The organism is Streptomyces sp. NBC_01217 (genome assembly GCF_035994185.1).
Lineage (GTDB): Bacteria > Actinomycetota > Actinomycetes > Streptomycetales > Streptomycetaceae > Streptomyces.
In genome coordinates this window covers 7976631-7996099 of sequence record NZ_CP108538.1, presented here as the reverse complement: position 1 = coordinate 7996099, position 19469 = coordinate 7976631, and the positions used below count along the sequence as shown (strand labels likewise).

At 71.4% G+C, this 19469-nt stretch carries 15 protein-coding genes; 5 read left to right on the top strand and 10 right to left on the bottom strand.

Translation table 11 applies throughout. The features are described from left to right. Positions 1 to 369 precede the first annotated feature (369 nt). Positions 370 to 1095, top strand: a complete 726-nt coding sequence (locus tag OG507_RS35720; RefSeq protein ID WP_327371235.1) for a carbon-nitrogen hydrolase family protein — start codon at positions 370 to 372, stop codon at positions 1093 to 1095. Here the strand turns inward: OG507_RS35720 and OG507_RS35715 are convergent. The 6 genes from OG507_RS35715 to OG507_RS35690 all read right to left on the bottom strand — a co-directional run bounded on the left by OG507_RS35715 (position 1092) and on the right by OG507_RS35690 (position 8777). Then, positions 1092 to 1655: a GNAT family N-acetyltransferase gene (locus OG507_RS35715; protein ID WP_327371234.1), complete on the bottom strand. Its 564-nt coding sequence runs from the start codon at positions 1653 to 1655 to the stop codon at positions 1092 to 1094. The genes OG507_RS35720 and OG507_RS35715 overlap by 4 nt on opposite strands. A 30-nt stretch (positions 1656 to 1685) precedes the next feature. Next, on the bottom strand, positions 1686 to 3437 hold the full coding sequence (locus OG507_RS35710; RefSeq protein WP_327372213.1) for a CocE/NonD family hydrolase: 1752 nt from the start codon (positions 3435 to 3437) through the stop codon (positions 1686 to 1688). A gap of 217 nt (positions 3438 to 3654) precedes the next feature. Beyond that, complete coding sequence (locus OG507_RS35705; RefSeq protein ID WP_327371233.1) at positions 3655 to 4599, bottom strand: S66 peptidase family protein; 945 nt, start codon at positions 4597 to 4599, stop codon at positions 3655 to 3657. Continuing rightward, on the bottom strand, positions 4596 to 6584 hold the full coding sequence (locus tag OG507_RS35700; protein WP_327371232.1) for a prolyl oligopeptidase family serine peptidase: 1989 nt from the start codon (positions 6582 to 6584) through the stop codon (positions 4596 to 4598). The genes OG507_RS35705 and OG507_RS35700 overlap by 4 nt, the downstream gene beginning before the upstream one ends. A 23-nt stretch (positions 6585 to 6607) precedes the next feature. Beyond that, a complete protein-coding gene (locus tag OG507_RS35695; RefSeq protein WP_327371231.1) occupies positions 6608 to 7951 on the bottom strand; it encodes a M20/M25/M40 family metallo-hydrolase in 1344 nt (447 codons plus the stop codon). Then, positions 7944 to 8777, bottom strand: coding sequence for a M55 family metallopeptidase (locus OG507_RS35690; protein WP_327371230.1), 834 nt, complete (start codon positions 8775 to 8777; stop codon positions 7944 to 7946). Before OG507_RS35690 ends, OG507_RS35695 begins: the two co-directional genes overlap by 8 nt. 217 nt (positions 8778 to 8994) lie before the next feature. Between OG507_RS35690 and OG507_RS35685 the strand changes: the two genes are divergently transcribed. The 3 genes from OG507_RS35685 to OG507_RS35675 are packed head-to-tail and all read left to right on the top strand — an operon-like array spanning position 8995 to position 11361. After that, entirely contained in the window at positions 8995 to 9939 is a 945-nt protein-coding gene (locus OG507_RS35685) for an ABC transporter ATP-binding protein (RefSeq protein ID WP_327371229.1), read from the top strand. Next, a complete protein-coding gene (locus tag OG507_RS35680) occupies positions 9936 to 10910 on the top strand; it encodes an ABC transporter permease subunit (protein WP_327371228.1) in 975 nt (324 codons plus the stop codon). The genes OG507_RS35685 and OG507_RS35680 overlap by 4 nt, the downstream gene beginning before the upstream one ends. Before the next feature lie 55 nt (positions 10911 to 10965). Continuing rightward, complete coding sequence (locus OG507_RS35675; protein ID WP_327371227.1) at positions 10966 to 11361, top strand: GntR family transcriptional regulator; 396 nt, start codon at positions 10966 to 10968, stop codon at positions 11359 to 11361. A gap of 52 nt (positions 11362 to 11413) precedes the next feature. Here OG507_RS35675 and OG507_RS35670 read toward each other — a convergent pair whose 3' ends face one another. Then, positions 11414 to 12415 carry an aldo/keto reductase gene (locus OG507_RS35670; protein ID WP_327371226.1) on the bottom strand — a complete coding sequence of 334 codons (1002 nt, stop codon included), beginning with the start codon at positions 12413 to 12415 and terminating at the stop codon, positions 11414 to 11416. Between the two features lie 120 nt (positions 12416 to 12535). Between OG507_RS35670 and OG507_RS35665 the strand changes: the two genes are divergently transcribed. Next, complete coding sequence (locus OG507_RS35665) at positions 12536 to 13426, top strand: LysR family transcriptional regulator (RefSeq protein WP_327371225.1); 891 nt, start codon at positions 12536 to 12538, stop codon at positions 13424 to 13426. A gap of 19 nt (positions 13427 to 13445) precedes the next feature. Here the strand turns inward: OG507_RS35665 and OG507_RS35660 are convergent, their stop codons facing one another. From OG507_RS35660 to OG507_RS35650, 3 genes are all read right to left on the bottom strand, one after another. Then, on the bottom strand, positions 13446 to 14177 hold the full coding sequence (locus tag OG507_RS35660) for a class I SAM-dependent methyltransferase (protein ID WP_327371224.1): 732 nt from the start codon (positions 14175 to 14177) through the stop codon (positions 13446 to 13448). Positions 14178 to 14288: 111 nt separating this feature from the next. Then, the gene (locus tag OG507_RS35655) at positions 14289 to 16751 is read right to left on the bottom strand and encodes an ATP-binding SpoIIE family protein phosphatase (RefSeq protein ID WP_327371223.1); all 2463 of its coding nucleotides are present in this window, start codon (positions 16749 to 16751) and stop codon (positions 14289 to 14291) included. Positions 16752 to 16929: 178 nt separating this feature from the next. Further along, on the bottom strand, positions 16930 to 19404 hold the full coding sequence (locus OG507_RS35650; RefSeq protein WP_327371222.1) for an MFS transporter: 2475 nt from the start codon (positions 19402 to 19404) through the stop codon (positions 16930 to 16932). Positions 19405 to 19469: the final 65 nt, after the last annotated feature.

Below are 19469 nucleotides of genomic sequence, written 5' to 3'. Positions count from 1 at the left end.
GGCGTTACATAGACGCAGGTCGCCCCTCGTGATTTCAGCCGCCGCTTTCCCTTTCCTATACGCACTGCAGCGCCCCGCAACCCGTACGGGAGCGGCCCGCGGGCCGGGAAGACGGGCCGAATCAGCCACCGGCAAAGACTTGCCCAACCCTGGGTGGGCCACTGGGGTGCACTCGACGCTTCAGCGGACACCCCGATACCCCACATCGGGCAGCTGCGCCCGCCGCTCCCCCTGCGAGAGGCCGCCCACACGGGCTGCTGTGAGCATGCGGTCGATAAGCTGGTCGTCGCCTTGTTCGCGTCGGTGACCTGCGGTGTCTCCCGGGCTGCCCCCGGAACACCCGGCCGACCGGTTGATCCGGAGTAGCCCGTGACCGCACCGCTCACCGTCGCCGTCGCTGTCGCCCAGCCCGACTGTGTACATCTCGATGTCGCCGCCAACGCCGTCATCCACGCGGAGGCGATCGGCCGGTCCGGGGCGCGGCTGGTCGTCTTTCCGGAACTGTCGCTCACGGGATACGACCTGGCCGCCCCGGCCGTGTCCCCCGGCGACCCCCGCCTCGGTCCCGTCGTCACTGCGTGCCGCGAGGCGAGGGCGACGGCGCTGGTCGGGGCGCCGGTGGGTGATGCGGACGGGCGTGAGTACATCGCCACCCTGGCCGTCACGGGCGAGGGCGCGAGCGTCGTCTACCGCAAGATGTGGCTGCACGGCGAGGAGGTGAACCGCTTCACCCCGGGAGAGAAGCCCGAGGTCCTGGTGGTCGACGGCCTGCGGCTCGGGCTCGCGGTCTGTTACGACGCCGCCGTTCCCGAGCATGCCGCCGCCACCGCCGCGCTGGGCATCGACGTGTATGCGGCGAGCACGCTGTACGGCCCGGGGCCCGGGCAGGCCGCCCGGCGCGACGGGCACATGGGCAGGGTGGCGCGCGACCACGGCGTGTGGGCGGTGCTGGCCACCTCGGCGGGTCCGAGCGGGGTGTACGCCCTCACGTCGGGCGGATCCGGCTTCTGGGCGCCGGACGGAACCCCGGCCCTGCAGGCCGGACAGGAGCCCGGCGCCGTGGTGTCCACGGCCCTGGGCGCGGACAGGTCCTAGCGGAGCATCTCGGCCGTGATCGCCCACCGCTCGTGGTCGCGCCAGGCTCCGTCGATGAAGAGGAAGTCCGGCGAGAGCCCTTCGAGGCGGAATCCGGCCCGTTTGACGAGGGCGAGCGAACCCTCGTTGGCGGGCTGGATGTTGGCTTCCAGGCGGTGCAGGCCGAGCGGCCCGAACGCGTACCGCAGGACCAGGCCCAGCCCCTCGCTCATCAGGCCGCGCCCCGTCGCATGGGCGAAGGCCCCGTATCCGAGCGCCCCGCACCGGAACCCGCCGCGGACGATGTTGTTGATGTTGATGAACCCCGCGATCCGGTCACCGGCCGCGCCCTCACCGCTGCCGCTCCCGCGTTCGCAGACCAGGAAGCCCGTCTTCGTGGGGTCCTCGATCAGCCGGCCCGCGTAGGCGGCGTACGCGGGGGCGTCCTCGGGCGGGAAGAGCCAGGGGCGGTGGATGCCCCTGCTCTCCCTCGCCCGGGTGGTGAACTCTTCGGCATCCGTCTGGGCGTAGGGGCGGATCGCCGTGCGCCGTCCCTCGGCCAGACAGTCGGTTTCAGACATCCGGCCAGCCTAGGCGGTGTCCTCGGCGCCTCACTCCACCCGGCCGCCGACCACCGGCAGCTCCAGCACACCGGTGTCCCCGGGGGCGCTGACCACTGTGACCGGCTTGATGCCGCGATTGCCGAGGTAGGCGCTGTCGCTCGCCGCGATCGCGAATTCGAGCCGGTGCCCCGCCTCGTACCGGTGCACGATGCCCGGCAGCTGCACGGTGAACGAACGGGTGACGTCGGGCACGCGCACCGGGGAGACGAGCCGGTTCACCAGGGTCCGGGTGCCGTCCGGCGCCACGTCGTACACCTTGGCGAACAGGACGAGCTTGTCTGCGGCGTCCCCGCTGTTCTGTACGCGCTCCGTCTTCGGCGAGACGACCTTCAGCGTGGCCTTCGGCGCGCCGACGACATCGACGGCGGCGGTCAGCGGGGCGCTCGTCCAGCCGAGATAGGTGCCCTTGGTGTCGTACGGCGCGGGGTCGGGCAGTCCGATGAGTCCGGCGAGCGAGCTCTCCGAATGGCTCGTCGGTACGAGCCAGTTGGCGTACTGACGGCTGCCCCGGGTGACCTCGGAACGGTTGTCGACGAGCTTGCCGTCGCCGGAGAGGTACATCTTCTGACTGAGGGCGGGCACGGCGGCCGCGGTGCCGTAGCCGCTCTTCCAGTCGCGGTAGTAGGCGAACTCGGGCCCGGTGTCGGTGTTCTGCCTGTGCTGGAGGTAGCGGTCGAACCAGGCGAGGACGCGCTGTCCGACGTAGCTCGTCTCCAGATCGCCCTGGCTCAGGTCGAGTTCACCGGGCGCCTGTCCGCCGCTGTGCCCCCAGGCCTGCCAGATCATCTTGGCCGTGGTGCCCTGCGCCTTGAGGGTCCTGTACGTGGCGGTGGCCTCGTTCAGGTTGAACAGGGTGTCGGCCTGGCCCTGTACGAGCAGGGTGGGTGCCTTGACCCCGCCGAGGTAATCGACGGGTGATACGCCGCGTGCGTAGTCGAGCATCGCGGCGGTCCTGTCCGCGGGATAGCGGCCGGAGTTGAGCAGCCGGATGGTGTCGCAGGCCCGCGGTGCGAAGTGCAGACAGGTGAGGCTGCCGAACCGGGACGGGTCGAGGCTCGCGCCGAGGAGCGTCTGCCCCTCCCCCAGCAGGTAGAAGCCGTTGGTCCACTGCCACTTGAAGACACCGGCGGTGTCGGACGAAACACTTTTTCGCGTACCGGTGTTGTTGGGGGCGAGCGCGTAGGCCAGGTCGTTCCAGGTGATCAGCGGTACGAGGGCGTCGACGCGGTGGTCGACGGCCGCGGTGGCCATCTGGATGGCACCGCCGTACGAGCCGCCGATCATGCCGACCCTGGGGTCGCCCTTGCCGTCCTTGGTGACGAAGTCGGCCTTCGTGCCGTCATCGGCGGCGCGCGTCCCGGCGAGGAAGTCGACGAGTCCGGCGGCCGCCCTGCCGTCGATGGCCGGGTCGTCGAGTGTGATGAGACAGCCGGACTTGCCGAAGCCGAGGCCGGAGTAGACGAGGCCGACATAGCCGAGGGAGGCGAAGGCCTTGCCGATGGCATCGGTCGAGCCGTCCGATTTGCTGCCGCCGAAGCCGTTGGTGGCGAGGACGGCGGGGACGGGGTGCTGCGCGTCGGCCCCGGCGGGACGGTACAGGTCGGCGTCGACGGTGCAGGACCGGCCGCCCGCCTGAACGGTGAACTCCAGTGGGGTGACGGTGTACGGGGCGGTCCCGGCGGCGGTCGCGCTCGCCGCACCGGTGAGGACCAGCGGTGCGGCGAGCGCGGCTCCGGCCATGTACACGAGCGGCTTCCGGGAGAGTGTCCGGTACGCGGACCGAGGGCGGCAGCGGGAGCGGGAAACGGCACGCGACACGAAGACCTCCACACCGAGGGCGTCTTACCGACCAGTAAGTACTGGACCGCGCTCATGCTGTGACACGCGTCATGGCGATGTCAACGCTCGGGGCCGCGTTTCCTGAGGGTTGCTCAACTTCTCCGTGATCCAGGGCCGTTCAGACCAGTGCGGGCACCTCGACGGTGAGCGTGGCGGGGCCGCCGTCGGCCGGTGCGTCCAGCGCGGCGGGCACCCCGAGCGGAATCGTGAGCGCCGTCGGCCCGTGCCCGAAGCCCAGCTCCTCGACGACGGGTACGCCGAGCGGGCCGAGCCGGTCGGCGAGGACCGCCCGCACCTTCTCGTACGGACCGCAGCCCGCCCAGGAGCCGCAGGCCACCCCCGCCACCCCGTCGAGCGCCCCGGCCCTCAGCAACTGGGTGAGGATGCGGTCGATGCTGTACGGATCCTCGGTGGTGTCCTCGATCACCAGCAGCCCGCCCCGGGCGGACGCCCGGGCGTGCGGGGTGCCGATGTCGGCGGCGAGCAGGCTCACACAGCCGCCGTAGGTGATACCGCGCGCACGGCCGGGAACCAGCACCCGCGCTGTGGGAAGACCCAGGGTGCGTACCGACTCGGGCTCGAACAGGGTGGCCCGCAGGGACTCCTGGGTGTCCGGGTCCTTGAGGAAGGTCTCGGTGCCGGCCATGGGTCCGTGCAGGGTGGCGAGCCCCATGCGCTGGGCGAACGCCTCGTGGAGCACGGTGATGTCGCTGTAGCCGATGAACACCTTGGGCCCGGCCGCGCGCATCGCCGCCCAGTCGACCAGGTCGACCATGCGGTGCACGCCGTAGCCGCCGCGCGCGCAGATCACGGCGTCGACGGACGGATCGCACCAGGCCTCCTGGAGGTCCCGGGCCCGCGCCTCGTCCGTACCGGCGAGATAGTCCAACTCCGGGTGCACGTCCCGCACATGGGGCATTTCGACGGGGTCGAGACCCCAGCCGCGCAGTACGTCCAGGCCCGCGTCCAGGCGGTCGGCGGGCACCGGCCCGCTCGGTGACACGACGGCGATCCTGGCACCGGGGCGCAGCCGGGCGGGGCGGGTCAGGGGGGCGAGGGTCACTTCTTCAGCTCCAGCAGCGGTACGTCGGGGCGGTCGATGCCGAACGTCTGGCCGTACAGGGAGAGTTCGGCCTCCAGTGCGCGGATCATGGTGTCGGCGCGCCGGAACCCGTGCCCCTCCCCCTCGAAGGCGATATACGCGTGCGGGATGCCGCGCCCTTCGACCTCGGCCAGGAACCGCTCGCACTGCACGGGCGGGCAGATCGGGTCGTCGAGCCCCTGGAGCAGGAGGAAGGGGGTGGTCAGCCGGTCGGTGCGGGTGACCGGCGAGCGCTCCTCGTAGCGGGCCGGGACCTCGGCGAGCGGGCCCACCAGGGACTCCAGGTACTGCGACTCGAAGTCATGGGTCTCGTCCGTGCCCCAGCCGGTCAGATCGAGGATGGGGTAGATGATCGTGCCGCAGGCGTAGACATCCGTGCCGGTCAGTGAGGCCGCGGTGGTCCAGCCGCCGGCGCTGCCGCCCCGGATGGCGAGCCGCCGGGCGTCGGCCGTTCCCTCGGCGGCCAGCGCCTCGGCGACGGCCGCGCAGTCCTCGACGTCGACGACGCCCCACTGTTCACGCAGCCGGTTGCGGTAGGCCCTGCCGTAGCCGGTGGAGCCGCCGTAGTTGACCTCGGCGACGCCGATGCCGCGCGAGGTGAAGTAGGCGATCTCCAGGTCGAGCACGAGTGCGGCATGGCCGGTGGGGCCACCGTGTGCCCAGACCACATAGGGCGGCAGTTCGCCGTCGGGGCCGGTCCGGTCGGGGCTGCGCGGCGGGTAGATGTGGGCGTGGATCTCCCGGCCGTCGGGCCCGGTGAAGGTGCGGTCCTCGGGCTGCGGGTAATAGGCGGGGTCAACGGCGTCCTCGTGCGGTGTGCCGATGATCCGGGTGCGGCCGGTCGCGGTGTCCAGCTCGACGACCTCGTAGGAGGTGTACGGGCTCGCGGCGATGCCGATGACCCGGCTGCCGTCCACGGCGAGCGACCCGGCCCATTCGGTCCAGGGCCCGGCGATGTCGACGAGTTCGCCGGTCTGCGGGTCGAGGATGCCGAGCGTGGTGGTGCCCCGGCCGTGGACGGTGGCGATCAGGCCGTTCTCCAGCGGCCGGAACCAGCTGAGGCCGAACTTCCACAGCGGTCCGGCGAACTCCTGCTCCCGGGGGCAGAGTGCGACCCTGCCCCGGTGCGGGTCGGCGCGGTACAGATTCCACCAACCACTGCGGTCACTGGCGAAAATGAGCTGTCCGTCGGCGCCCCATTCGATCTGCGGCACCGATTCCTCGGGGCCGCCGCCGAAGCTCCAGGTGTGGTGGAACGTGCCGTCCTCGGCGACGTCCGCGAGCATCACCTCGGTACCGTCCCACGGCATCCGCGGATGGTCCCAGGCGATCCAGGCCACCCGCCGCCCGTCGGGCGAGAGCTTCGGTCCGGTGACGAAGCGGTGACTGTCGTCGGTGAGTTCGCGTACCGCCGACCGGTCGTCGGCGGCCGAGCCGTCCAGGGGCACTGCGGCGATCACCCGGCGCAGTTCGGTGGGCGACTCGCCGGTGAACTCCTCCAGGACGCACCACACTTCGCCGTGCTCGCCCCGGCCGAGGTGGAGCTGCGGGTCGACCCAGCGCAGTCCGCCGCCGACGGCCGAGACCGGGGTGAGCGGCCGGGGTTCGCCGGGCCCGTCGGGGGCGTAGGCATACAGCCGCTGGTCGGCGAAGTCGACGAAGACGATCAGCGGGCCGCCCTCGGCCCGTGCGGCCCCGGCCCAGGGCTGTCCGCCGTACTCGATGACCCGGCTCCGTACGTTCCAGGGAGCGGGCAGCACACTGCTGCTCGTCCCGTCCGCCCGACGGCGGATCAGGGCGCGGCGGCCCGCCTCGGCGGGGCGCGGCTCCGTCCACCACACCTCGTCGCCGACCACGCCGACGTACTCGGGACGGCCGTCGTGCGAGGCGGCCAGCCGCGCGTCGATCGGCGACGGCCATGTTCCGTGGGCCCCTGTGGACACCATGATCGATTTCCCCCCGTTCCGGGTCAGGCCGTGCGCAGATAGTGATCGAGGACGCGGACGCCGAAGTGCAGTGACTCGACGGGGACGCGTTCGTCGACGCCGTGGAACAGCGCCTGGTAGTCGAAGCCGACGGGCAGCTTCAGTGGTGAGAAGCCGTAGCCGGTGATGCCGAGCCGGGAGAACTGCTTGGCGTCCGTGCCGCCCGACATGCAGTAAGGCACGACATGGCCGTCCGGGTCGAAGCGTTCGACGGCGGCGCGCAGTTTCGCGAAGGTCGGCGAGTCGACCGGGGCCTGCAGCGGGACCTCGCGGTGGTGGAACTCCCAGTCGACATCGGGTCCGGTCAGCCGGTCCAGGGTGGCGGTGAACTCGTCCTCGCCGCCGGGGACCATCCGGCCGTCGATATAGGCGGTGGCGTGGCCCGGGATCACATTGACCTTGTACCCGGCCTCCAGCATGGTCGGGTTGGAGCTGTTGCGGACCGTCGGCTCGACCAGAGCGGCGGCCGGTCCGAGCTTGCTGAGAAGTCCGTCCACGTCGAAGCCGGGGGCGTCGAGGTCGGGGCGGATGCCGTGCAGTGCGGCGATCTCGGTGAGCGCGGCGCGCACGGTCGGGGTGAGCCGGACCGGCCATTCGTGCCCGCCGATCCGGGCGACGGCCGCGGCGAGTGCGCTGACCGCGTTGGCCCTGTTGACCTTGGAGCCGTGTCCCGCCTTGCCGTGCGCGGTGAGTTTCAGCCAGGCGGTGCCGCGTTCACCGGCGGCGATCGGGTAGAGCTGCATGTCCGGTCCGGCGTGGAAGGTGAAGGCGCCGGATTCGCTGATGCCTTCCGTACACCCTTCGAAGAGTTCGGCGTGCCGGTCGGCGAGGAAGCCGGAGCCGTCCTCGGCGCTGGCCTCCTCGTCGGCGGTGTACGCGATCACGATGTCGCGGCGGGGCCGGACGCCCGTCCGCGCCCAGGCCCGGACGACGGACAGGACCATCGCGTCCATGTTCTTCATGTCGACGGCGCCGCGCCCCCAGACGACACCGTCGCGGACCTCCCCGGAGAAGGGGTGCACGGTCCAGTCGCCGGCCTCGGCCGGGACGACGTCGAGGTGGCCGTGTACGAGCAGGGCGTCGGCGGACGGGTCGGTGCCCTCGATCCGGGCCACCACATTGGTGCGCCCCGGGGTGCGCTCCAGCAGGACGGGTTCCAGTCCGGCGTCGGCGAGCCGCTCGGCGACGTACTCGGCGGCCGGGCGTTCCCGGCAGTCGCCGCCGCCGCGGTTGGTGGTGTCGATCCGGATCAGTTCGGAGGTGAACGTCACCGATTCGTCGAGCGCCCGCACATCGACGCTCTCCCGGGTTTCGGTCGCCTCAGCCATACTGTTCCTCCACGGCGGACGACACGATCGTCGTCACTGCCTTGAACGTGCGGATACCTTCGTACATCGTCGCGCTGGTGTAGGCGACGCGTCGCTCGCCGCTGGGCACCACGCCGGGGACGACGGTGGCCGCCGCGGCCAGATGCTCGGCGTCGAACTCCAGCTCGATGGTGAAGGGGCCGCCCTCCACCGGTGTGTGCCGCACGGCGAGCGCGGTCGCTTCCTTGGCGGCCGCGCGGATGTCGGCGGCGGTACGGGCCGGGGTGCGACACACCGCCGCGTACCGGGACACATGGTCCTTCACGGCGACCTTGCGGGCCCCGGGGGCGTACCCGTCCGCGTCCACGCAGGTCAGGTCGTCGCCGGTGACGAGGACGACGGGAATGCCGTACTCGGCCACGACATGGGCGTTGAGGAGGCCCTCACTGGCCCGGGCGCCGTTCAGCCAGACGCCGGTGATGGAGTTGGCGAGGTAGGTGTGCGCGAGCACCCCCTCCGTACCGGCTCCCGTGTGGTAGCCGACGAAGGCGATGGCATCGACGTCGCCGTGCTGGACGCCTTCCACCATGGAGAGGGACTTGTGCCTGCCGGTGAGCATCTGGACGCGGTCGTCCAGCTGTTCCAGCAGGAGGTTGCGCATGGACCAGTGGGCCTCGTTGATGAGCACCTCGTCGGCGCCGCCGTCGTAGAAGCCGAGCGCCGCCGCGTTCACGTCGGAGGTGAACATGGAACGGCACCGCTCCCACTGGGGGGTGCCGGGCAGCACATCGGCCGGCCAGGTCACGCCGGTGGCGCCTTCCATGTCCGCGCTGATCAGGATCTTCATGCGGGCTCACGCTACGCGCCGAAGAACCGCCAGGCCAGAGCCATCTGAACGTTCAATGGTCCAGTCCTCCGAAGGTAGTGCGCCCTGCACCCCGAACAGCCGCATTCCGGGCACCTCTCGGCCGGTCGGCGCGCGGTCCGTTCCACCTCGCCTTGACAGCCCTTCTCCGCCCGGACCATGATTCCATTAATTGACTAATGGAATTGAGGCGAAGTGCATGGCAGATGCATTCACTCCGGAGGGCGCATCCGGCGCATGGGCGCTGGAGGCCCGGGGCCTCGGTAGGCGCTACCGTCGCGGCTGGGCGCTGCGCGACTGCTCGTTCCGGCTGCCGGCCGGGCGGATCTGCGGTCTCGTCGGCCCCAACGGGGCGGGGAAGAGCACCCTGTTGGGGCTCGCGACCCGTCAGGTGCAGCCGACGGAGGGTGAACTCCGCGTCTTCGGCGTGCCGGTGGACGATCCCGCGGTGATGCCGAGATTCGCGTTCCTCGGACAGGACAAACCGCTGTTCAAACACTTCACCGTGGCGGAGACGCTGCGGATGGGCAGCGAGCTGAATCCCGGCTGGGACATGGCCTCGGCGGAGCGGATCGTACGGTCGGGCCAGGTGCCGATGCATGCCCGCGTCGGCACGCTCTCCGGCGGTCAGCGCACCCGCGTCGCGTTCGCGCTCGCCTTCGGCAAGCGGCCGGACCTGCTGCTGCTCGACGAGCCGATGGCCGACCTCGACCCGCTGGCCCGCCACGACATGGGCGCCCTGCTGATGTCGGAGGCGGTGGAGCGCGGCACCACAGTGCTGATGTCCTCGCATCTGCTGTCCGAGCTGGAGGACATGTGCGACTACCTGCTGGTGCTCGCCGACGGCAGGATCCGGATGGCGGGTGACGCGGACGCGCTCGTCCCGGCCCACGCGCTGGTGACCGGACTCGCCTCCGACGGGAACCCGGCCGACGCTCTGGCCCCCCACACGGTGATCGAAGTCCGCGTCCATGGCAGGCAGTTCAACGCGCTGGTGCGGCCGAACGGCCCGCTGCCGCAGGACTGGGTGGTCGCCGAACCAAGCCTGGAGGAAGTGCTGCTGGCGCACCTCCGCTCGCCGGACGCACCCCCGTTGTTCACACCCGGTGCCCGTATCGAGGCCGAAGGGATCCACACCTCATGAGCACCACCCTGACCCAGCCGCCCCGGACCGCACGGACGCCGGGACCGCGTCGGCTGCGCGGGCTGTCCTGGCTCGTCGTGCGTCAGCACCGGGCCGCACTGCTCACCCTGCTCTCCGCGACGGTCCTCGGCGCGGCCTGGATCGCGTACCAGCGCGGCCGGATGGGCCAAACGCTCGAAGCCGCGGGCTGGCCGGACAAGGAGCTGACACAGCCGACGATCGGCTCGACGACGCTCACTCTCACCCTCACCGCCCTGAGCGCTCTGCCCGTGATCCTCGCCGTCTTCCTCGGCGCCCCGCTGATCGCGGGCGATCAGGAGCACGGCACCGCGCAGCTGGTCACCACCCAGTCCGTGTCCCGCCGCCGCTGGCTGGCGGCGAAGCTCGCCTGGTGCTACGCGGCCGCGGTCGTGGCCGGCGTGGTGCTCTCGGCGTTCCTCACCTGGTGGTGGAAGCCCTACCGTTCGGTGTTCCCCGACCTGTGGCCGGAGGGGCCGGTCTTCGACAACACCGGTCCGGTACTGCCCGCGCTGTGCCTCTTCCTGACCGCCGCGGGCATCACCATCGGCATGCTGCTGCGCCGGGTCCTCGCGTCCATGCTGGTCACGTTCGTCTTCGCCGTGATCGTCGAGGTCCTCTGGGGCCAGCTGCGCGTACATCTCGCGCCGTCACGCATGTTCGCCTACCCGCTCGACGGCGACATGCCCGCCCGGCTGAACGGCTCGTACGAACTGGACAGCTGGATCGGCTCCGCCGACGGCCGGCTCTACGGCTGGGGGTTCTGCACCGAGCCCACCGAGGCGGCATCCGACGCCTGCATCAAGGAGCACGGCATCGTCAACAATGTCGTCGAATACCTCGGTTTCGACCAGATGCCGGCCATGCAGTGGACGGGGGCGGGCGTCCTGCTCGCGGCCACCGCCGTGCTCACCGCGTTCACCCTGTGGCGGGTCTCCCGGCGCCCCCTTTAGGACACGCCCACGCGGTTACGTATCGTTTCGGCAGTCCAACAGGAGGTGACAGGCGGTGGTCGTATTCCGCATCGACAGACGCAGCGGAGTGGCAACGTATCTCCAGATCGTGCGGCAGGTCGAACAGGCGCTGCGGATGGGAGCCCTGGAGAAGGGCGACCGGCTGCCCACGGCCGCGCAGGTCGCGGCGGAGACCAAGGTCAACCCGAACACGACCCTCAAGGCGTACCGCGAGCTGGAGCGCGCGGGCCTGGCCGAGGTCCGGCAGGGAGCGGGCACCTTCATCACCCGCTCCCTCGCCCCGGCACAAGAGGGCCCCGACTCCCCACTGCGCGCCTCGCTGGCCCAGTGGCTGGACGAGGCCCGGTCCCAGGGGCTCAGCGGACAGGAGGTCACCGCCCTCTTCCGGTCGGCCTACGCGGCCGTGTATCCGTCCGGGACGGACGTCTGACACGCGCTTTCCCGGGGAGCGGGAAACCTGCCTCAACTCCGCGCCGAACAGCTCAGCGGGGGTTCGTGCCCTTGAGGATCTCCTCGATCCGGGCCAGTTCCTCGTCGGCGAACTCCAGGTTCCGGACCGCCTCGACGCTGTTCTCCAGCTGGGCAACGCTGCTCGCGCCGACCACGGCGGAGGTGATCCGGCCGCCCCGCAGCACCCATGCGAGCGCCAGCTGCGCGAGGGACTGCCCGCGTGCGGAAGCCACCTCGTCCAGTGCCCGCAGCCGCTCCACCAGCTCCGGGGTGACCGAATCGGCCGTCAGGAAGGGGCTGTTGCCCGCCGCGCGCGAGCCCTCCGGGATGCCGCGCAGATAGCGGTCGGAGAGGATGCCCTGCTCCAGCGGCGAGTAGGCGATCGATCCGGTGCCCAGCTCGTCCAGCGCCGTGAGCAGCCCGTCCTCGACCCAGCGGTCCAGCATCGAGTAGCGCGGCTGGTGGATGAGGAGCGGGGTGCCCAGTTCCCTGAGGATCCGCGCGGCCTCCCGGGTCTGCTCCGGGGAGTAGTTGGAGATGCCGGCGTAGAGCGCCTTGCCCTGCCGCACCGCCGAGTCGAGCGCGCCCATCGTCTCTTCGAGCGGGGTGTCGGGGTCGGGGCGGTGCGAGTAGAAGATGTCGACGTAGTCGAGCCCGAGCCGGGTGAGGCTCTGGTCGAGCGACGAGAGCAGGTACTTCCTGGACCCCCACTCGCCGTACGGGCCGTCCCACATCAGATAGCCCGCCTTGGTGGAGATGACCAGCTCGTCCCTCAGCCGGGCGAAGTCCGTCCGCAGCGCGCGTCCCATCGCGGTCTCGGCGGCACCGGGCGGCGGTCCGTAGTTGTTGGCGAGGTCGAAGTGGGTGATGCCGAGGTCGAAGGCCCGGCGCAGGATCTGCCCCTGGGTCTCCGGCGTCCTGTCCCCGCCGAAGTTGTGCCACAGGCCGAGGGAGAGCGCGGGAAGCAGCAGTCCGCTGCGTCCGGTGCGCCGGTAGGGCATGACTTGGTAGCGGTCGGCGGACGGGAGGTACATGCGGGCTCCACAAAAGAAGGCAGAGGGGCAGGTGCGGTGCGCAGGGTCCAGGTTCGCCGATGACGATCCAGCAGTCCAACAGAAGATTCTGCTGGGATTCAGCGCTTATATTTCTCAATCATGGAGTTGCGTCAGCTGGAACATTTCGTCGCCGTCGCCGAGGAGGCGCACTTCACCCGTGCCGCCGAGCGCCTCGCCGTGTCGCAGTCGGGTCTCTCCGCCTCCGTACGGGCCCTGGAGCAGGAACTCAGGACCCCGCTCTTCAGCCGCACGACACGCAGTGTGCGGCTGACCGAGGCGGGGCGTGCTCTGCTGGTCGAGGCCGAGCGCACGCTGGCGGGGGCACGGGCGGCGAGGGACGCGGTCGACGCGGTACGGGGGCTGCTGCGCGGCACCCTGTCGGTGGGGGTGGAGCAGTGTGTGCCCGGGGTGCGCCTGCCGCGTCTGCTGGCGGCCTTTCACCGCAGGCATCCGCTCATGGAGATCCGGCTCCGTCAGGAGGGCACCACGAGCCTGGTGGACGGGGTGGCCGGCGGGCGGCTCGACGTCGCCTTCGCCGCGACCGTCAGCTCCGTCGAGTGGCGCGGCGAGCTGGTCCCGCTGGCGCGTGAGCCCATGGTCGTCCTCTGTGCCCCGGACCACCGGTTCGCGTCGGCGGACGGCGTGGCGTGGGAGGAGCTGCCCGGTGAGTCCTTCATCGACTTCCATCCGGACTGGGGGCCGCGGCGGGCGGCGGACGGGGCGTTCGCCGAGGCACGGGTGCGGCGCACGGTGGGCCTGGAGGTGAATGATGTGCACAGCCTGCTGGAGCTGGTGCACGAGGGGCTGGGGATCGCGCTCGTGCCGCACCACTTCTCCCGTAAACCCGAGGCCCGGGGGCTGGTGGCGATCGAGCTCGCGGGGCCCCGGCAGCCGTCCTACGAGAGCGTCGTGGTGCTCCCGGCGCCCCGGGCCATGAGCCCGGGCGCGCGGGAACTGATGGCGCTGCTCCGGAGTGAGGACGCCGTGTGAGGACAGGCGCTCGCGGCCGTCAGCCGGCCGCGGGGGCCGCGCCCAGCACGAACCAGCGCGCGGGCAGGTCGATACGGGTTCCGTCGGGCAGGTACTCGGTCTGGGCCAGGGCGGTGTCACCGCCGGCCAAGGTGGTCAGACCGGCCGCCCGCAGCAGCTCGGGCACCTCCTCCTCCGTGGCGCTCGCCGGTTTCAGTCCATGGTCGAAGACCCGGCGCAGTTTCGCGGGCGGTCCCTCCGGCCCCTGCGCCGCGTGCTGGAGGACCGTCTTGGAGGCAGGGGTCAGCTCGGCCACGAACGCCCGGCCCCGCTCCCCCACCAGCGTCGCGACAGCCGCGGCGACGGCGGGCCTGGCCTCGGCCTCGCTCTGGTGGATCACCGCCCGCATATAGACATTGGTGTCACCGATCCGCTCGTGAAGGGCCGCCACGCCCTCCTCGTCGACCAGGTCGAGCTGGATGAACTCGGCGACGCCTTCGGGGTCCGCGCGGCGGGCGTGCGCGATCGCCGCGTGCGAGAGATCCACCCCGATCGCACGGGCGAAGCGGGTGGCGAGATAGCGGGTCTGGGTGCCGTTCCCGCAGCCCAGGTCCACGACGGGCAGCGAGGCGTCGGCGTACGGCAGGAGCAGTTCGCTGTGGGGTACGGAGCTGAGTGAGGGGTCGGCGTCCCAGATCGCCTCACCGGGCGCGTCCGAGGTGGCGGACCAGAACCCCTCCCACGCCTCGCGGTAACGCGGCGACACGTCCATACGCACTCCCGAGTCCGTTCGTCCTGAGGCAGGTTGCTCAGGTACGGACTATCGTTCCGGAGCGGCCGGGGCAAGAGCGCGCACAGCATCCACCGCTCATGACACCCTCCTTCACCAGGTGTGCGAGCGGGGGCGCGGGATACGGCTGAGCGCCTGCTCGAACCAGACGGTCTTGCCGTGTGCCGTGGTGCTGGTGCCCCATTCGCGGGCGAGGCTGCTCACGACCAGCAGCCCGCGGCCGTGCTCGTCGTGGGCGGCGGCGTCGAGCAGTGCGGCCGGGGCGGGTTCGTCGTCGCTGACCTCGCACAGCAGGGCGCCGGTGCGGACCAGACGCAGCCCGATGTGATGGGTGCGGCCGTGCTTCACGGCGTTGGTGACGAGCTCGCTGACCATCAGCTCGGCGGCCTCCACCGCGTCCGGCAGATCCCAGTCGAGGAGCTTGCCGCGCACCAGACGCCGTGACCGGGCCACTTCCCGCGGGTCCAGGGCCAGTTGCCACTCGGCGACGTCTCCGTCCGGGATGCCGTTCAGCCGGGCCATCAGCAGCGCCACGTCGTCCTTGCGGCCGCCGCTCGGGTTCAGGGCGCGGATGATCGTGTCGCAGGCGTCGTCCATCGAGGCGGCGGGGTGGGCCGCGGAGGCACACAGTGCGGCGAGTCCCGCGCCGATGTCCTGGCCGCGCACCTCGACGAGGCCGTCGGTGCACAGGACGAGACGGTCGCCCGGCCGTACCCGTACGGTCGCGGTCTCGAAGGCGACACCGCCGACGCCGATGGGAGCGCCGGTGGGCAGGGCGAGGAGTTCGGCGCGGCCGTCCTCGGCGCGGACCAGCACCGGCGGGATGTGCCCGGCGTTGGCGATCTGCACCTCGGAGCGGATCGGGTCGTAGACGGCGTAGAGGCAGGTCGCCAGATACTGCTCGCCGAGGCGCTGCGCCAGGTCGTCGAGGTTGCGAAGCAGTTGGGCCGGTGGCATCTCCATGGTGGCCATGGTCAGCACGGCGGTGCGCAACTGGCCCATCATCGCGGCCGAGTTGAGGCCGTGGCCCATGACGTCGCCGACGACGAGCGCGGTGCGGGAGCCGGGGAGTTTCACCGAGTCGAACCAGTCGCCGCCGACCCTTCCGAGCCGGGCACCGGGCAGATAGCGGGTGGCGATGTCGCAGCCGGCCATCCGTGGTTCGACCTGGGGCAGCATGCTGTCCTGGAGGGTCTCCGCCACGTTCTCCTGGTAGGTGTACATGCGGGCGTTGTCGAGTACGAGCCCCGCGCGGGCGGCGAGTTCGGCGCCCGTGGTGCGGTCCATGTCGTCGAAGGGCTCGCGGCCGGGGCGGCGCATCAGGACCATGAAGCCGAGGACCACGTCACGGGCCTTGAGCGGCGCGATCAGCAGGGATCGACGGGTGATCAGCGGGCGCAGGTCACGCTTCTCGAACTCGTCCGAGATCCGGTTGCTCAGCTCCTCGCTGGCGTACGGGATGAGGACGGGCTCGCCGGTGACCATGCACTGGAAGAACGGGGTGTGTTCGGGGAAGGCGATGGATTCGCCGACCGGGACGGTGTCGTCCCAGCGGCCGGGTTCGTCGTTGTGTTCGACCCAGACCCGGTGCCAGATGGTGGTGACGTCGGGCGGCCCGTCCGGGAAGCCCTCGCCGGCCAGGACCGCGGCGCGCAGATGCGTACCCGCGAAGTCGGTGAAGCGGGGTACGGCGGCGCTGGTGACCTCGCGGATGGTGCGTTCCAGGTCGAGGGAGGTGCCGATGCGGCCGCTGACCTCGTTGAGGAATTCCAGCCGCTCGCGGACCGCCGCGTATTCGAGGTCGAGTTCGGGGCGGGGGACGGCGAGGGGTGCGGGCGGTCCGTCGCCGTCGCCCGGCGGGCTCCCGGCCGGACGGCGTGTGTTCCGTCGCGGCACTCCCCAGTCGGGGGTGACCGGGACCTGGTCGAGGTGGCTGAACTCCAGGACGGGGTATCCGAGTTCGAGGACCTGGGAGACGATCCTGGTCGCCTCGTGGACGCTCATGCTGGGCAGGATCTCGGGCAGCCGGCCCGCCAGCTCCTGATAGCCGGGAAAGTCGGTGTGCAGCGCGAAGCCGGGGGCGATCGTCTCGGTGTCCCGTCCCTCGCCCCGGTCGCCGTCGCGCAGCTGGGCGGCATCGGCGGCGAGCACCAGCAGCCGCTCCGAACCCGGTCCGACCAGTGGATAGGCCCACCACAGGACATCGATCCGGCCGCGCCCGGCCTCGTCGACCCTGGCCCGGCCCGCAGCCGGGTAGGCGACCGTCCCGCTGAGTGAGCTGTCGAGCTCGGGGCCGAACTCCTCATGGGCCCTGTCGCCCGCGAGTCCGCCGTCTCCGAGTCCGCCGTCCTTCCCCAACGCCCCGTACACCGGCAGGAGTTCACCGGCCGGGCAGCCGAGTGCCTCCTGTCTGGTGACGCCGAAGAGCCGTCTCGCGCCGGTCGACCAGTGCGAGACGAGCCCGTCCGCGTCGACCACCACCACGGCCAGCGGCACGCGGCCGGCCGCGGCGTCGCGCGGCTGCGGTGTCCTCTGCGGCGGCACACCGAGATCCATGGGCGGAAGGCTCCTTCCCCACCGCGACTCTCTGCGGTACGTGACTCCACGGTACGGCTCCGCGTCCGGCGCCCGCCGGTCATCGGCACAATCGCCCCCGGGGGTGGTGCGCCCGGCGCACCCGGACGCGCGCGGAACGGCCCGGTCTGGGTGCCCGGCCGGCCGGCCCCCGGAACGATCAGTCCTCGTGCCCCAGTTGGAGGTCGCGTTCGGTCCGGCCGCCGCCCGCGACCTGGAGGACGGTGGCCACCGGCGGATACCCGGCCGCGATCACCGTGTACTCACCGGTGGACAGGTCCACGAACCGGAATGCGCCGTCGGGCCCGGTGGTGAGCGTGTCGACGACATTGCCCGCCGCGTCCAGCAGCGTGACCCGTGCGTCCTCGACGGGCCGGCCGCCGCTCGCCCGTACGACACCGCGCAGCACCGCTCCACCGGCGAGCTCGATGTCCTGCCGGGTCTCCCTGGCCGCCTGCACGCTCACCGGCAGCGCGGCGGGCCTGAAGGCGGGGGCGCTGGCCGCGAGGGTGTACTCGCCGGCCACCAACTCCGAGATCACATAGCCGCCCTCGCGGCCGCTGCGGGTGGACGCGACCACCTCGCCGCGGACATCGGTGAGGGTGACGGCGGCGTCGCGCACCGGGATGCCGTCGGCGGTGACGACGGTCCCGGCGAGGCGCCCCGCGCCGCCGAGCACCACATCGAGCTCGACGGACCTCTCGCCCACGGTGACGCTGACGGCCTGCGGCTGATGGCCGCCGGCCGCGGCGATGAGGACGTACGAGCCCGCGCCGGGCACGCTCAGCGCGTACCGCCCGTCGTCCCCGCTCGCGCCCCGTCCGACCTGCTGCCCCTGGACGTCGATGAGGGTGAGGGCGGCGCGCGGCACCTTCGTACCGTCGGGGTGCTGGACGCTGCCGCACACCGGCACACCCGACAGGTACACGGGCGGCGGCGGAGCGGCGGAAGCGGTGGTGCGGGCGGCGGGGATCGCTGAGGACTCGGCGGCAATTTCGGGGCTGTGGTGGGACACCAGCGGTTTCTCCTTGAGGAAGAAGGCGAAGAACAGGCCGAGCACGAGCACCGGCACGAGGTAGAGGAAGATCCGCGGCATCGCGTCCGCGTACGCCTGGATGTAACTGTCGCGCAGCGCGGGCTCCATGGCATGGACCAGCTGCGGGGTGATCGACTCGGGGTCGGGGAGGTCGGCACCGGCCGGCAGGCGGACGGCGAGCGCGTCCGCGAGACGGCCCGCGAAGAGGGTCCCGAAGACGGCGGCGCCGACGCTGCCGCCGATCTGCCGGAAGTAGTTGTTGGCACTGGTGGCGGCGCCGAGGTCGGCGGGCTCCACGGAGTTCTGCACGGCGAGCACCAGCACCGGCATGACCAGGCCGATCCCGATGCCGAGCACGGCCTGCGCGATGCCGTACTCGATGCGCGGGGTGTCGGTTTCGAGGCGGGAGAGCAGCCACATGCCGACCACCGAGACCGCGCCGCCGGCGATGGGGTAGACCCGGTAGCGGCCGGTACGGGAGATCAGCTGGCCGGAGACGACGGACGCGCCGACGATGCCGCCCATCATCGGCAGCATCAGCAGTCCGGACTCGGTGGCCGTGGCGCCGTCGACCATCTGCAGGAACGTCGGCAGATAGCTGGCGGCGCCGAACAGCGCGACCCCGACGACCGCGCCGACGAGCGCGGTGACATTGAAGATCGAGTCACGGAACAGCCGCAGCGGAATGATCGGTTCGGCTGCCCGGTGCTCGACGACGAGGAACAGCAGTGCCGTTCCTGCGGCCCCGGCGGCGAGCCCCAGGATGGTGCGCGAGCCCCAGGCGTACTCCGTACCGCCCCAGCTGGTCAGCAGCACCAGGCAGGTGGAGGCGGCCGCGAGCAGCAGCGCGCCGAGGATGTCGAGGCGGGGCCGGACGGTGGGCCTGGGGAGTTTCAGTACGACGGTGATGACGGCGAGGGTGATCAGGCCGAAGGGGACGTTGATGTAGAAGCACCAGCGCCAGGAGGCATGGTCGGTGAAGAAGCCGCCGAGCAGCGGGCCCGCGACGGACGCGAGTCCGAAGGCGGCGCCGATGAGCCCCATGAACCGGCCGCGTTCCCGGGGCGGTACGACGTCCGCGATGATCGCCTGGACCCCGATCATGAGTCCGCCGCCGCCGATGCCCTGGACGGCGCGGAAGGCGATCAGCTCGTCCATGGTGCGGGACCAGCCGGCCAGCGCGGAGCCGACGACGAAGACGACGATCGCGAACTGGAAGACGCCCTTGCGGCCGAAGAGGTCGCCGAGCTTTCCGTAGATCGGCAGTCCGATGGTGGAGGCGAGGAGGTACGCGGTGACGGCCCAGGACATCTTCTCCAGGCCGTGCAGCTCACCGACGATCTTCGGGAGCGCGGTGGCGACGATCATCTGGTCGAGCGCCGCGAGCAGCAGTGTGAGCATCAGCCCGAGGAAGACCAGCCGGATGTGGCGGGGGCTGGTCTCCGGTACGGCGAAGGGCGCACCGGCCACGGCTTCTTCCGCCTTGCCCGGCGTCTGGGCGACAGGAGGCGGCGAGGGCGCACCGGCGGGTGGCGCGGCCGCCGTGGCGGCCCCCGCACCGCCCGGCTCGTCCTCCAACAGAGTGATCCCACCCACCACGTGCCGCTCCCCTCATCGCGTCTGCGCCGCCCATTTCTCGCATTGCGCGACAAGGGAGGGCAAAC